We start from the raw sequence: 14531 nt of genomic DNA, 5'->3' as shown, positions 1-14531 counted from the left end.
CACGTGCCGTGCGGCATGCGTGCGCTCGACCGGCGGCCGGCGCCGGTTCAGGTGCGTGCGTGGCGTTGCGCGTACGGCCGGCCGATCGCGAGGTAGTGCGCGAGCGCGACGATCGGGAAGGCGCCGGCGACCGCGGCGACGAGCGGCCAGCCGCCGTGTTCGTACAGCGGGCTCGCGAGCGCGGAGCCGATGGCGCCGCCGACGAAGATGCTGGTCATGTACAGCGCGTTCAGACGATTGCGGCTCGTCGCATCCAGCGCGTAGATCTCGCGCTGGCCGAGCACCATGTTCATCTGCACCGCGAAATCGAGCACGATGCCCGTGACGACGAGGCCGTACAGGCCGACGCCGTGAAGCAGCGCGACCGCATACGACAGTGCGCCGGCGACCAGCGCGATCAGCGTCGCCCGCACGGTATGGCCGGCGTCCGCCAAGCGGCCGGCGACCGGCGCCGACGTCGCGCCGATCGCGCCGACGAGCGCGAACAGGCCGATGGCGGATTGCGACAACCCGTAGTGACGCGTCAGCTCGACCGGCACGGCGGTCCAGAACAGGCTGAACGACGCGAACATCAGGCCCTGGTAGAACGCGCGATGGCGCAGCACCGGCAGCGTGCGCACCAGATGCAGCAGCGAGCCGATCAGGTCGAAATAGGTCGCGCGATGATCGGGCTGGCGCGACGGAATCGTCAGCGCGAGCACGACCGTCACGAGCGTCATGACCACCGCGGCGCCCGCGAACACGAAGCGCCAGCCGAACGCGTCGGCCACCACGCTCGACAGCGGGCGCGCGAGCAGGATGCCGAGCAGCAGCCCGCTCATGATCGTGCCGACCACCCGGCCGCGCGAATGATCCGGCGCGAGGTGCGCGGCGAGCGGGACCAGGATCTGGACGGCGACCGAGCTGAAGCCGATCAGCAGCGAAATCGCGAGAAACAGGCCGGGCGTGCGGGTCAGCGCGGCCGCGGCGAGGCTCGCGATCGAGATCACGGCCGTGACGATCATCAGCTTGCGGTTCTCGAGCAGGTCGCCGAGCGGCACGATGAAGAACAGGCCGAGCGCGTAGCCGATCTGCGTCAGCGACACGATGAGGCTCGCCATCCCGCCGGACATGTGCAGCGCGGGCGCGATGAGCTCGGTGATCGGTTGTGCGTAGTACAGGTTCGCGACGATCGCGCCGCAACTGAACGCGAACAGCAGGATGAGGCCCTGCGTGAGCCTGGGCGTCGGCCCGTGGGCCGCGAGCGGGGTGGATTCCGTTGACATGGTCGACTCCTTGAACGAGATGTCGGACGCCCGTTTGCCGGGCGGCGCATTGCAATTTCGCAAGCGGCGAGCCATGCACGCCGCATTGCCGTCAAGACTATTGATCGAGCGATGACAACGGAATACGTCCGTCGCGCAATCGAGCATTGCGTGCCGCGCAAAGGCGCGCAACGCTCGCGGTGTCAGGGGCGTGAAAACGGTTGGGACGCGGGCGTCCGGGCAGGAGGGCCGGTGGCGGCGTTCAGCCGCGCTGGCCCTGCAGCGTCGGAATCTGCGCGAACAGGCTCGCGAGCCAGTCGACGAAGATCTTGAGCTTGACGGGCGTATGCCGATTGGGCGGATACAGGATCGAGATCGGCCGGGGCGGCGCGTTGAAATCGGTCAGCACCTCGCGCAACCGCCCCGATTTCAGATACGGTTCGACCAGGTACAGCGAGGTCTTGATCAGGCCGATGCCCGCGACCCCGCACTCGATGTAGGTATCGGCGTCGTTGACCGCGACCGTGCCGCACATCTGCACGATCCGCGTTTCGCCGTCGACGACGTAATCCCACGGCCGCGGGCGGCCGGTATCGGCCGAGATGTGGCTGATCGCGACGTGCTGCGCGAGTTCGTCGACCGTTTCGGGCGCGCCGCATCGGTCGAGATACGCGGGGGCCGCGCACGTGCAGGTGGTCAGGCTGCCGATGCGCCTGGCGATCATGCCCGAATCGTCGAGTGCGCCGATGCGCACCACGCAATCGACGCCCTCGCCGACGAGGTCGATCTGGCGATCGGTCACGCCGAGTTCGATCGAGATGTTCGGATGGGCGGCGAGAAACTCGGGCAGCGCGGGCACCATGATCTGCTTGGCCATCGCCGGCGGCAGGTTCACTTTCAGGCGGCCGCGCGGCACGTTGCGCGCCTGCGATACCGCGGCTTCCATGTCGTCGATTTCGCGCAGCACTCCGACGCAGCGTTCGTAGTACGCCTGCCCGTCCTCGGTCAGCGAGATGCGGCGCGTCGTGCGGTTCAAGAGCCGGCAACCGAGGTGCTGTTCGAGCGTGCTCAGCAGCGCGGACACGCGCGGTGTCGTCAGCCCGGTCGTGTCCGACGCGCGCGTGAAACTGCCCGTTTCGACGATGCGCGTAAACACGCGCATCGAAAGCAAGGTATCCATCGTTCAATCTCCAGCCTGTCGGTTGTCGGCGCCGGTTCGTGCCGGCGCGATCGGTTGTGTCGTGACGCTATGCGTCGATGCGTTTCCTCAGCCCGTCGCCGGCAAACGGCATTTCGCGGAGGCGTTGGCCCGTCGCGTCGAAAATCGCGTTGGCGAGCGCGCCGGCGGTCGGTCCCATCGACGCCTCGGCCGCGCCGAGAAACGGTGCGCCGGGACGATTGATCAGGTGGACCTTCACGCTTTGCGGCGCCGCCGAAAAACGCAGGATCGGATAGCTGCTCCAGTCGAAGCTGCGGATGCGCTGCGTATCGTATTTCAACGCCTCGTACAGCGTCCAGCTGGCGGCCTGCAAGATGCCGCCTTCGATCTGGTTGCGGATGCCGTCGGGCGACACGACCTGCCCGGCGTCGACGGCGACTTCCGCGTGGTCGAGCGTGACCTGGCCCGTTTCCGGCACCACCGAAATCTCGATCGCCATCGCGACGTAAGCCATCAGGTTCTTGTATTTGCCGAACGCGAAGCCGACGCCGCGGTTGCGCGCGCGCGGCGCACGCGGCCAGCCGAACTTGGTCGCGGCGAGCTTGATCACCTGGCGCGCACGGTGATCCTGCATGTGACGCAGCCGGAATTCGACGGGATCGACGCCGGCGGCATGCGCCAGCTCGTCCATGAAGCTTTCGATCGACCAGATGTTCGTGTGCGCGCCGAGCGAGCGCATCGCCGACGTCTGCAGCGGCATCGTCGGCGAGAAGTTGTTGACGATCTGCATGTTCGGCAGCGCGTACAGCGGGATCGCGTTGCGATCCCCGCCGCCCTCGGGCTGCAGCATCGGCGTCGACGGCGCGGGGACGAACGGCGGCTCGAGCATCCGCGCGGGCAGCAGCCGGCCGGCATTGACGATGCGTTCGTTGTGCGAACTGCTCCACAGCGCGTACTTCCAGTCGACGATGCGCCCGCCGGCGTCGAGCGACGCGCTGAGCTCGGTGACCATCGCCGGCGTGAAGTGATCCCACGTATGTTCCTGTTCGCGCATCCACTGGACGCGAATCGGCTTGGCCGGCATCGCGGCGGCGATCAGCGCCGCATGCGCGGCCGCGTCGTCCGCGCCGTTGTGCCCATAGCAGCCCGAGCCCTCGGTGTGGATGCAGCGGATGTTCGCCTTCGGCATCGACAGCATCTCGGCCAGCGCGTCGCGCAGCGGATACACGCCCTGCGAGTGGGTCCACACCGTCAGCATGCCGTTCTCGAGATGAGCGACCGAGCACGACGGCCCGATCGAGCCGTGCAGCAGGTAATTCTTCAGGAACGTGGCGCTCAGCGTCTTCACCGCGGGCGCGGCCGGCGCATGCGTATTGGCGATCTCGATGTGCTGCGTCGCGATCCGCTTCAGGTCTTCATGAACCGTATTGCGGTCAGGCAGCGTCCGCCCGGGAGACCAGCGGCACGCGGCGGCCAGCGCGCGCTGCGCGACGACGGCCTGCCATTCCCCCTGGGCGACGACGGCCAGCATGCTGCCGTTGCGCACGATCCGTACGACGCCCGGCATCTTCAGGATCGCGGCTTCGTCGAACGACAGCAGTTTCGCGTCGTACACCGGCGGCATCACGACGCGTGCATGCAGCATGCCGGGCAGGTCCATGTCCTGCACGTAGCTGACGCCACCCGTGACCTTGTTCGGAATATCGACGCGCGGCAGCGACGTGCCGATCACGGCGAACGTCGCCGGCGGCTTCAGCGGCGAGGTCGGTGTCGCGGTGCGATGCAGGTCGACGGTGCGAACCGCGTCGCCATAGCGCATCGTGCGGCCGTCCGGCGCCTTGATGAGCGCATCGGCGACCGTGAGCGTGCGCGGATCGACGCCGAACTGCTTCGCCGCGCCGTCGACCAGCAGCGCGCGCACCTGCGCGGCCGCGTTCAGCAGCGCGGAGCCGCTGTCCGCCATCGTGTGGCTGCCGGCGGTCAGGCCCTCGTCCGGCGACGCGCCGGTGTCGGCGGTCAGGAACGTGATCAGCGAGGGCTTCATGTTCAGCTCCTCGGCCGCCACCTGCAGCAACGCGGTGCGCACGCCGGTGCCGAGCTCGACCTTGCCGGTAAACACGGTGACCTTGCCGTCGGGCGTGATCTTGATCCAGGCGTCCAGCAGCGGGTTGGTCTTGAGGCTGCCGGCCAGCGTCTCGGTAGCGCGCGATACATGGACGGCCGCGCCTTCGTCCGCGATCACGACCTGGGCGGTGGCGCGTGCGGCCGGTGCCAAGCTGAACGCGACGAAGAGCGCGCCGGAAACCATGAAGTGCCGGCGGCCTTCGTCGATGTCGTCGGGTGCGTTCATCAGATGCCCTTGCTGATCATGACCGGCGCGCCGGCCGGTTCCGGGTCCGGCAGGCCCGCGACCTGACGCACGGCCGCCAGGATCCGCAGGTGGGTGCCGCAACGACACAGGTTCGGTTCCATGTGGGTGCGCAGTTCGCGTTCGGTCGGTTTCGGGTTGCGTTCGAGCAGCGCCTGCGCGCGCATGATCATGCCGGCGATGCAGTAGCCGCACTGCGCCGCCTGATGATCGATGAACGCTTGCTGAAGCTTGCCCGGCCGCTCGGCGGTGCCGAGGCTCTCGATGGTCCTGACGCTGCGTGCGCCGATCGCGGCGACCGGGATCAGGCACGAGAACATCGGCTTGTCGTCGACGATGACGGTGCACGCGCCGCATTGTCCGAGGCCGCAACCGAACTTCGCGCCGTGCAGGTGCAGGTCGTTGCGCAGCGCATAGAGCAGCGGCGTGGACGGGTCGATGTCGAGCGTATGCCGCGCGCCATTCACGGTGAGGGTGATCATCGCGTGCGGTCCTCCTTTCTGAGTGTCGCGGCCAGGGATTCGACGCCGCTCCACGCGGGGCGATCGGAATACGTTTCGCGGATGTACGCGGCAAGATCCGCGATTTGCCGGTCGTCGTACTGGTCGAGGTATGACGGCATGTAGTTCAGCGTGTCCTCGCCATGCCAGCCGATACCGTTGAACATCATCTGGATCGCGTTGCGCGGCGTGTCGGCGGCGACCGCCGTGCTGAACGCGAGCGTCGGCCGCTCGCCGATCGATTGCATCGGCGCCGCCGGCCCGTGGCACTGCGCGCACGACGCCTGGAACAGCACCGAGCCGCGCTGGCCGGCGGGCGTCGTCGGGTTGTGTCCGGGGCCGGCCGTCGCGGGCCGCGCGCCGACGGGCTTCTGGATCGACAGGATGTAGGCGGCGATCGCCTCGACGTCTTCCGCGGGCACGGTCGCGAGATCGCGCGTGACGGGAAGCATCGGGCCGGCTGCCGCGCCATGCTCGCTCGCGCGGCCGGTGCGCAGATACGCGACCAGTTGCGCCTGCGTCCACGGGCGTGCCGCGTTGCCGAGCGTATTGAGCGGCGGCGCTTCCCATCCGTCGACGATGCCGCCGTCGAATGCCTTGCCCGCTTTCTCGCCGCCGATCGCATTCAGCGGCGAATGGCAGGACGCGCAGTGGCCGAGGCCGTCGACCAGCGCCTTGCCGCGATTCCACTGCGCGGATTGCGCAGGGTCCGGCGTGCTTGCGCCTTCGTGCAGGAACAGGACGTTCCAGAACGCGACGAGCGGGCGGAAGTTGAGCGGGAAGATTAGGTCGTTCTGCGGCGTGCTGGCTTGAACCGGCTCGCGGGTCATCAGGTACGCGTAGGCCGCCGCGATCTCGTCGTCGGACATCCGCGTGAAGTGGATGTACGGAAACGCGGGGTAGAGCGGATGCCCGTCCCGGGCGATGCCGCTGCGCAGCGCGCGCGAGAACGCGTCCCGCGACCAGCGGCCGATGCCGGTATCGGCATCCGGCGTGATGTTGGTCGCGTAGATCGTGCCGAACGGCGTCGCGAGCGGCAGCCCGCCGGCGAACGGTTTGCCGTCCTTCGCCGTATGGCAGACGACGCAGTCGCCGAGCGCGACCACGCGTGCGCCGGCTCGGACGAGTTGCGGATCGAACGACGCGCGTGCGGGCGGTTCGATCGGCGCGATCGACGGCCGGACCATGATGCCGACGGCGATCGCGAGCCCCGCGATCGCGACGCCGGTCGCACCGAGCCAGAGTCGTTTGTGCTTCATGCGTGCTCCACGCGAATCGGCCGGTCGTACCTGATTCGATGCGCGGGACAATGTGCGCCGGAAATCATTCGTCACTCCAGGAAGGGCGCCGACGCGCGGGCAAGCATCTGCACGACGGCTCGTGAAACCAGTCTACGTGTGCGCGCTCGCCATTTCCTGAAGCCGCGCTGAAACGTTCTGAACGCTCGAGTTCGCACGACGTGGCCAGTCCGTCCATCGCGTCGAGCGCGTGGGTGACCGGATTCGGGATGACCTGCCGAACCTGCGTGCGATTCGCCATCACGCGGATGGCGGCGCGGCGCGGGTCGACGCGCGGCGCGCCGTGCGGCGGCGTTACGCCTTCAGGAACGCGAGCAGTTCGGCATTGATGCGCGCCGCGTCGACGACGCACATGCCGTGCGCGCCGCCGGGGATGATCTTGAGCTGCGCGTGCTTCACGATCTTCGCGGACAGGCGCGCGGAATCGTCGATCGGCACGATCTGATCGTCGTCGCCGTGCAGGATCAGCGTCGGGACGTCGATCTTCTTCAGGTCCTCGGTGTAGTCGACCTCGGAGAATTCCTTGACGCACAGATACTGGCCATGGGCGCCGCCCATCATCCCTTGTGCCCAGAATGCGTCGATCGTGCCCTGCGACACCTTCGCATTGGGACGATTGAAGCCGAAGAACGGCACGGCGAGATCCTTGTAGAACTGCGAACGGTTCTCGGCGACGTTCTTGCGGATGCCGTCGAATACGTCCATCGGCAGGCCGCCGGGATTGGACGGCGATTTCACCATCTGGGGCGGCACGGCGCCGATCAGCACGGCCTTCGACACGCGCTTCGTGCCGTGACGGCCGATGTAGTGGGCGACTTCGCCGCCGCCGGTGGAGTGGCCGACGAGCGTCGCTTCGCGCAGGTCCAGCGCATTCATCAGCGCGGCGAGATCGTCCGCGTAGGTATCCATGTCATTGCCTTGCGACGGCTGGCTCGATCGGCCGTGACCGCGGCGATCGTGCGCGATCACGCGGTAGCCGTGCTGCACCAGGAACAGCATCTGCGGATCCCATGCGTCGGCGCACAGCGGCCAGCCGTGCGAGAACACGACCGGACGGCCGCTGCCCCAGTCCTTGAAATAAATCTGCGTACCGTCTTGCGTGGTGATCGTGTTCATCGGAGAGGTTCCTTGATGGGCGGAAGCGGCGTGTTTGGGTGCGGCTGCTGCGGCGGCGGCCGGCAGCGCGGCGGCTGCAACGGCGGTCGCGCCGGCAAGCAGCATGTCGCGGCGGCGTGCCGAGGGGACGGCGTCGAGGTCTGCGGGACGCATTGAAGCTCCTTGAACGTGCGGTGCAATGATGTCGTGTGGAATCGATGGTCCGGATCTGCCCGCATGCGGCACGCTCGCCGGCAGCCGGCGTGCGTTCGCGGTCGCGGGCCGGCAGGCGCCCGAGCGGAGCGAACGAACGTCGACGGGAGCCTAGCGCGGGGCCCTGCGGCGTGTACTGAAATTCGGCTGAATTTTCATGAACCGGCCGGGCGGCGGCGCGCGCGAGCAACGCCACCAGAACAATTAAGCATGGGGATCAAGACTCTTCAGCGGCCGCTCGCTATCGTCAGCATCAAGCCGTCCCGTCGCGGGTCGCTGCCGGTTCGCGCCAGCGCATGACGATCGTGATGCGCACGGATGCGAAACGTCCGAATCTCTCGCCACTTGCCTGGATACGCCGTCATGGACACATTCGATCGCTGGGAGCACGTGATGACGCTGCTCGATCCGTCGTCCGGCGCAAGCCGCTGCGCGTCGCTGAATCTTCGCGACCGGGATGCGGCGCGCCGCCGTCATCGCGACGACGTGCGCGGGGCGTCGATCGGTGGCGCACGTCGCCGGTGCGCGATCGTCGCGGTCGAGCGGCAGACCGATTCCTCGCTGCTGGTGTCGTGGAGCGACCCGACCCACTGCCGGTATGACGAGCAGCGCTGGATCAGTGCAAAGGCCCGCTCGCCGGGGCGCTGCGCACTGACCGGCCTGCCGATTCGCGCCGGCGATGCGATCTACAAGCCGCAGTGGCGCGGAGCGAAGCGTCCCGCGAATTGCTGGGAGGCGATCCTCGCGTCCGAGCTGGACCGATTCATCGTCAGGCTGTCCCGTTCCTGACCGGGAGCGGTGCGCCCATTCATCGGCGGCGGCTGGCGCTGCTGCCTTTTCTTCGCCAAGGAAGCTTCATGAGTACGTTCACGACACGCGACGGCGTCTCGATTCACTACAAGGACTGGGGCGCTGGGCGCCCGGTCGTGTTCATTCACGGCTGGCCGCTGAATGCGGACATGTGGGACGTCCAGATGCATCATCTGGCATCGAACGGTTTTCGCGGCATCGCGTACGACCGGCGCGGTTTCGGCCGGTCCGGCCAACCGTGGACGGGCTACGACTACGATACGCTGGCGGACGATCTCGCGACGCTGATCGAGACGCTCGGATTGCGCGACGTGACGCTCGTCGGCTTTTCGATGGGCGGCGGTGAGGTGGCCCGATACATCGGCCGGCACGGCACGCGCCACATTGCGAAGGCCGTCCTGATCGGCTCGGTGACGCCGCTCATCGCGCGGCGCGACGACCATCCGGACGGCGTCGACGTCGCGATGTTCGACGGCATTCGCTCGGCGATCGTGGCGGACCGCGCCGCGTTCTTCGAGTACTTCTGGCCGTTGTTCACCGGTTCGAACCGGGCGGATTCGACGATCTCGCGCGCCGCGCTCGACTGGACTTCGTTCATGGCGCTGCAGGCCGGATTGAAGGGCACGCTCGATTGCGTCCGCGCATTTTCCGAAACCGATTTCAGGGCGGATCTCGACAAATTCGACGTACCGACGCGCGTGATTCATGGCGACGACGACCAGACGGCGCCGCTCGCCCTGACAGGGGCGGCCACCGCCGCGCGCGTGCCGCACGCGACGCTGAGCATCTACGAAGGCGGCCCGCATGCGCTGTATCTGACACATGCACAACGATTGAACGACGAACTGCTGGCGTTCGTCAGTGCGTGACGGGGCGTGAGGGGGCGTGACGTAGCGTGACATATCGGGCGGCCAAGGCCGTCCGGCGCCCTTGCTGCGCACGTCTCGAACCGTGTGTTCAAATACGGGCCGGAACCGCGGCTCGCTCGAATTCCCGCGTCAATCGAATCGCGGAATAATCGTACGAAAACCAATTCATCGCTGAATGCCGGCTTCTCCGGTCGGGAATGAAGCGCGCCATGCCGTGCCATGCGCAGAAGATGCGAAGCCCGCCGATTTCAACGATTCAAAAAATTTGCTCATTCCATTCTGATAATTTGAATCATCATACGCAGCAAATGCCGTAGTATTGGTGTCAAATCGGTGTCGTTTCGACAGGCATCGATAAATGCCATCGATTAGACCCTCCCATGATCCGCATTGGAACGCTTCACGTTTTTCTAGACAGACGTGAAATTCGCGCGAACGGCGAACTGTTGCGCATCGGCAGCCGTGCATTCGAAATTCTCGAACTCCTGGTTCAGGCAAATGGCGCGCTGGTCTCGAAAGACGAGATCATGCAGCGCGTGTGGCCGCATACGTTCGTGGAGGAAAATAACCTGCAGGTGCATATCGCGTCGTTGCGCAAGGCGCTGGGCCAGGACCGGCATCTGATCGTCACGGTGCCGGGGCGCGGCTATCGGCTCGTCAGCGAACTCGCCGAAGGCGCGGCCTCCGTGCGCCCGGCGTCGTCCCGGCTCGCGCCCGCGCCGACCGCGCTCGTGGGGCGGGAGCAGATGGTCGCCGATGTCCTCGCGGCGCTCGACGCGTCGCGCGTCGTGACGCTGGTCGGGGCGGGCGGCATCGGCAAGACGCGCGTCGCGATCGAAGCCGCGATCCGTGCCGAGGCGCACTTTCCGGATGGTGCGGCGTTCGTGTCGCTGGCGACGGTTGCGGGCCCGCAATTCGTCCCCGCCGCGCTGGCGGACGCGCTGGACATCGCGCTGCCGGCCCGCTCGCTGACGCTCGAAGCGGTGCTGTCGAGCGTCGCGCATCGCAGGATGTTGCTCGTGCTCGACAATTGCGAGCATCTGCTTGATGCAGCCGCGCGAATCGCCGCCGTGTTGACCGAGTCCGATACCGGGCTGCGCGTGCTGGCGACCAGCCGCGAGGCGCTTCGCATCCACGGCGAGCGACAGTGCCCGGTGCCACCGCTCGAGGTCGGCGACGAAGGTGCCGACGCAGCCGACACGCTGGGCGCAAGCGCGGTGCAATTGTTCGCGGCACGCGCGTGCGCCGCCGATCCGCGTTTTCCGCTCGACGAACGCAGCGTGTCCCTGATGGCGTCGGTTTGCCGACATCTCGACGGCCTGCCGCTGGCGATCGAGCTGGCCGCCGCCCGTGCGGCCGTGCTCGGCATCGACGTACTGGCCGATCATCTCGACGACCATTTCCGGTTGCTGACCGGTGGCTTTCGCACGGCATTGCCACGCCACCGGACGCTGCAGGCCATGTACGACTGGAGCTACCGCTTGCTGGGGGACAAGGAGCGCGTGCTGTTGCGCTGGCTCGGCGTGTTCCGCGACGGTTTTTCGATCGAGGCGGTGCGGGACATCGTCGGCACGAAGGGGCTCGCCGATGCGGACCTGCTCGACACGATCGCCGGCCTTGTGTCGAAGTCGCTCGTCAACGTCGAGAATGCGCACGGCGTGCCACGCTACCGGTTGTTGACGACGACGCGCGCCTATGCGCTGCAGCAGCTCGCGAACAACGGCGAATGCGCGGCCGCCGCGCTCGCGCACGCGAACTACTTTCTTACGTTGTTCACGCTGGCGCCCGGCGGCGGCGATGCGTCGCCGGCCGAAGCGCGGCTCGATCTGGTGCGCCGCGAACTCGGCAATCTGCGCGCGGCGCTCGACTGGGCATTTTCGCCGAACGGCCACGCGGAGACCGGCATCGCGCTGGCGGCCGTGGCGGTGCCGTGCCTGGTGGGCCTGTCGCTCGTGGACGAGTGTCGCGAACGCGCGCGCGTGGCGCTCGATGCGATGCGCGATCTGGATGCGACGCCGGCCCGAGACGATGCGCGCAAGCGCCTGCTGGCCGCGTATACCGCGGCGCTCGCGCATGGCGCCGGATCGAGCCGGGGCGTCCACGACGCGTGGCCCGAAGCGAACCCATTCGCGTGCGAGACAGGCGACGAACCGTAACGACGCGCGCGGCCGGCGCAATCACGACGTTCGGTGCGATGCGGCGGTCCGGACGCGTGACCCGGGAAGGAAATGAAGTGCGTTCGCGATCCGTTCGGCCGACACGGCGGGATCACTGGCGGGATCACGCAAGCGCGATGAACCGGTCGACGAGATCGGGGCGATCGAGCTGCTCGACCCACCAGCGCAACGCACGGCCGGCTTCGTCGCTGCGCCACGCCATGTAGCAATGCGTCGTGTCGCGCATGCCGGTCACCTGGCGGGCGACGAGCTTGCCCTGGGCGATCGCGCGCGCCGCGATGCAGTCCGGCAGCGTGCCCACGGCGAGTCCTTCGCACTGCGCGGCCAGTTTTGCCGCGAGGGTAGGTACCGCGAGCGTCGGCTGCCCGGCATCGACGGCGACCGAGCGCGGCTGCAGCTCGCGAGACGTGTCGCTGATGACGGCGCCGCGATGCTCGACGATCGACGCCATCGACAGCGGTTCGGGCAAGGCCGCGAGCGGATGGGCGGGCGCGACCGCGAACACGTGCGTGAGCGTGCCGATCGGCCGCGTGACGATGCCCGGCAGCTCCGGCGGCTCGCCCGTCGCGCCGACGACGAGATCCGCGCGGCGCGCAACCAGCGCGTCCCAGGTACCGCCGAGGACTTCGGTCGAGAGCCGCAGCCGCGTATCCATTTCGAGCCCGTAGAACGCATGCACGCAAGGCCATAGCGCGTCGAACGGCAGGATCTCGTCGATACAGATGCGCAGCTCGGTTTCCCAGCCTTGCTGCGCGCGCTGCGCCTTGAGTTCGAGCTGTTCGGCCGCATGCAGGAGCCGTCGGCCTTCTTCGACGACGACGCGACCCGCATGGGTGAGCTTCGCACGGCGTCCGCTGCGGTCGAACAGTGCGACGCCGAGGTCGCCCTCGAGCTTTTGCACGAGGTAACTCAGGGCCGACGGTACGCGATGCAGCAGTTCCGCGGCTTCGGCGAACGTGCCGGTGCGGTCGATCGCGTCCAGCGCTTCGAGCGCTTCGAATGACAGCTTCATGATGGATTTCACAGGCGGGGCGTCGGGCTGTCATGTTAACGCCGTGAGCCCCTTTGTCCAGTCAATAGCGGTCCGTCACGTCGGCGTCGACTCGTGGTGCTTCGCCGCGGCGTTGGAGGGCTGCGCGCCGGGCAGGGAGCCGAACATGTGCTGCGTGCACTTCGCCTCGCTCCATGCGGCCTTCAGGTGGATGCCCGCGAGCATCCGGCGTGCGACTGGCAGGATCTGTTCGCCGGCCAGGATGCCCAACAGGCCGGCCAGCGCAATGGTGGGCGGCGCGGGCGCTTGCACGCCAATCAACGCGTAGACGGCGCCGGCGAGAATGCCGGCCAATAGCGACGAAACGTACGGTTTCATAATATAAATTGAAGTGGATGACAACCGTGTGGACGGATGCGAATAAATCCCCGTCGATGAACCGACGAAGTCGAAAAAGAGCCTATCAGGTCATCGCTGGAGCGGCGCGAAAATTCAACCGATTTAAGATCTTTTAAGAATTCGTTTGTCGGATGTTTTTGAACAGAACGATTAATTGGCATTGCTTCAAGTTTCCGTGTTGAATGGCAGGCGTTGGCAGGAAAAACCTCCCAGCACAGCACATCGGGCCCCCCGGCTTGCCGGCGAGGCAGGCTTTATTTTTCTCCACGTCAAAGGACATGACCGCCATGAGCAACCCGAAACTTGAAGTACTCACTCCGCAGAACAGCCAGCTGATCTTCATCGACCAGCAGCCGCAAATGGCGTTCGGCGTGCAGTCGATCGATCGCCAGGTGCTGAAGAACAACGTCGTGGGCCTGGCGAAGGCCGCGAAGGTATTCAACATCCCGACGACGATCACGACGGTCGAAAGCGACAGCTTTTCGGGGCATACCTACCCCGAGCTGCTCGACGTGTTCCCGAACCAGAAGACGCTCGAACGCACGTCGATGAACTCGTGGGACGACCAGAAGGTGCGCGACGCACTGGCCGCGAACGGCCGCAAGAAGGTGGTCGTGTCGGGCCTGTGGACCGAAGTCTGCAACACGACGTTCGCGCTGTGCGCGATGCTCGAAGGTGACTACGAGATCTACATGGTCGCCGACGCCTCGGGCGGCACGTCGCAGGCCGCGCACGACATCGCGATGCAGCGCATGGTGCAGGCCGGCGTGGTGCCGGTCACGTGGCAACAGGTTCTGCTCGAATGGCAACGCGACTGGGCGCGCCGCGACAGCTACGACGCGGTGATGGCGATCGCGAAGGAGCATTCGGGCGCATACGGGATGGGCGTCGACTACGCGTACACGATGGTCCACAAGGCACCGCAACGCACCGCGACGCCGCACGAGTCGATTCCGCCCGTGCCGGCGAAGTAACGCGGACAGTTGAAACTGTCGATGCCGCCGGGGTGTGCTCGATGAGCGCGCCGCGGCGGTGATACGTCAATGCGGGCGGCGTGACGCGATTCATCCGCGGAGGCCGCCCGCGGAGCGTTTGCAGGGCATGCGCCCGCATTCCAATTTGTTCGAGAGATTGATTGTATGGAACCTTATCTGGTTTCCCTTGGTGCGGGCCTGCTGATAGGCGTGATCTACAGCGCTATCAAGGTTCGCTCTCCCGCACCGCCGCTGATTGCCCTGGTCGGGTTGCTCGGCATGTTGATTGGCGTGCAGGCGATCCCCGCCCTCAAGCAGCTCATCGGCCTTTGATCGAAGTGAGGTGACGCATATGACCGCAACCGATACTCAACCGGATCTGATCCTGCACAACGGGCGCATCACGACGCTCGATCGTGCGAACCCTGTCGCCG

Annotated in this window: 13 protein-coding genes; 5 read left to right on the top strand and 8 right to left on the bottom strand. The window is 66.8% G+C overall.

What is annotated here, in order from left to right; all coding sequences use genetic code 11:
- Positions 1-47: 47 nt before the first annotated feature.
- The 6 genes from SB786_RS33190 to SB786_RS33165 all read right to left on the bottom strand — a co-directional run bounded on the left by SB786_RS33190 (position 48) and on the right by SB786_RS33165 (position 7685).
- On the bottom strand, positions 48-1265 hold the full coding sequence (locus tag SB786_RS33190; RefSeq protein ID WP_410731150.1) for an MFS transporter: 1218 nt from the start codon (positions 1263-1265) through the stop codon (positions 48-50).
- A gap of 241 nt (positions 1266-1506) precedes the next feature.
- On the bottom strand, positions 1507-2424 hold the full coding sequence (locus SB786_RS33185) for a LysR family transcriptional regulator (protein ID WP_105789103.1): 918 nt from the start codon (positions 2422-2424) through the stop codon (positions 1507-1509).
- A 67-nt stretch (positions 2425-2491) separates the two neighbouring features.
- Positions 2492-4753 (bottom strand): molybdopterin cofactor-binding domain-containing protein, encoded by a 2262-nt coding sequence (locus SB786_RS33180; protein ID WP_410731149.1) that lies wholly within the window; start codon positions 4751-4753, stop codon positions 2492-2494.
- Positions 4753-5253: a (2Fe-2S)-binding protein gene (locus SB786_RS33175; RefSeq protein ID WP_410731148.1), complete on the bottom strand. Its 501-nt coding sequence runs from the start codon at positions 5251-5253 to the stop codon at positions 4753-4755. The genes SB786_RS33180 and SB786_RS33175 overlap by 1 nt, the downstream gene beginning before the upstream one ends.
- Entirely contained in the window at positions 5250-6530 is a 1281-nt protein-coding gene (locus SB786_RS33170) for a c-type cytochrome (protein ID WP_410731147.1), read from the bottom strand. The genes SB786_RS33175 and SB786_RS33170 overlap by 4 nt, the downstream gene beginning before the upstream one ends.
- A gap of 333 nt (positions 6531-6863) precedes the next feature.
- Complete coding sequence (locus SB786_RS33165) at positions 6864-7685, bottom strand: alpha/beta fold hydrolase (protein WP_034176910.1); 822 nt, start codon at positions 7683-7685, stop codon at positions 6864-6866.
- Positions 7686-8240: 555 nt separating this feature from the next.
- On the opposite strand from SB786_RS33165, the gene SB786_RS33160 reads away from it, so the two are divergent.
- From SB786_RS33160 to SB786_RS33150, 3 genes are all read left to right on the top strand, one after another.
- Positions 8241-8666 carry a DUF3331 domain-containing protein gene (locus SB786_RS33160; RefSeq protein ID WP_410731146.1) on the top strand — a complete coding sequence of 142 codons (426 nt, stop codon included), beginning with the start codon at positions 8241-8243 and terminating at the stop codon, positions 8664-8666.
- A gap of 68 nt (positions 8667-8734) precedes the next feature.
- On the top strand, positions 8735-9556 hold the full coding sequence (locus SB786_RS33155) for an alpha/beta fold hydrolase (RefSeq protein WP_410731145.1): 822 nt from the start codon (positions 8735-8737) through the stop codon (positions 9554-9556).
- A 380-nt stretch (positions 9557-9936) separates the two neighbouring features.
- Positions 9937-11712, top strand: coding sequence for a winged helix-turn-helix domain-containing protein (locus SB786_RS33150; protein ID WP_410731144.1), 1776 nt, complete (start codon positions 9937-9939; stop codon positions 11710-11712).
- 124 nt (positions 11713-11836) lie between these two features.
- Here SB786_RS33150 and SB786_RS33145 read toward each other — a convergent pair whose 3' ends face one another.
- Together SB786_RS33145 and SB786_RS33140 are read right to left on the bottom strand one after the other, a co-directional pair.
- The gene (locus SB786_RS33145; RefSeq protein WP_410731143.1) at positions 11837-12745 is read right to left on the bottom strand and encodes a LysR family transcriptional regulator; all 909 of its coding nucleotides are present in this window, start codon (positions 12743-12745) and stop codon (positions 11837-11839) included.
- Positions 12746-12820: 75 nt separating this feature from the next.
- Positions 12821-13102 carry a XapX domain-containing protein gene (locus tag SB786_RS33140; RefSeq protein WP_165754098.1) on the bottom strand — a complete coding sequence of 94 codons (282 nt, stop codon included), beginning with the start codon at positions 13100-13102 and terminating at the stop codon, positions 12821-12823.
- Between the two features lie 308 nt (positions 13103-13410).
- Between SB786_RS33140 and SB786_RS33135 the strand changes: the two genes are divergently transcribed.
- Together SB786_RS33135 and SB786_RS33130 are read left to right on the top strand one after the other, a co-directional pair.
- Positions 13411-14097, top strand: coding sequence for a hydrolase (locus SB786_RS33135; protein WP_011656592.1), 687 nt, complete (start codon positions 13411-13413; stop codon positions 14095-14097).
- A 165-nt stretch (positions 14098-14262) separates the two neighbouring features.
- Complete coding sequence (locus SB786_RS33130) at positions 14263-14430, top strand: DUF1427 family protein (RefSeq protein WP_034177745.1); 168 nt, start codon at positions 14263-14265, stop codon at positions 14428-14430.
- Positions 14431-14531: the final 101 nt, after the last annotated feature.

Origin of the sequence: Burkholderia sp. SIMBA_062 (assembly GCF_046534765.1) — a bacterium.
Lineage (GTDB): Bacteria > Pseudomonadota > Gammaproteobacteria > Burkholderiales > Burkholderiaceae > Burkholderia > Burkholderia ambifaria.
This window is presented reverse-complemented; position numbering and strand designations above follow the sequence as displayed.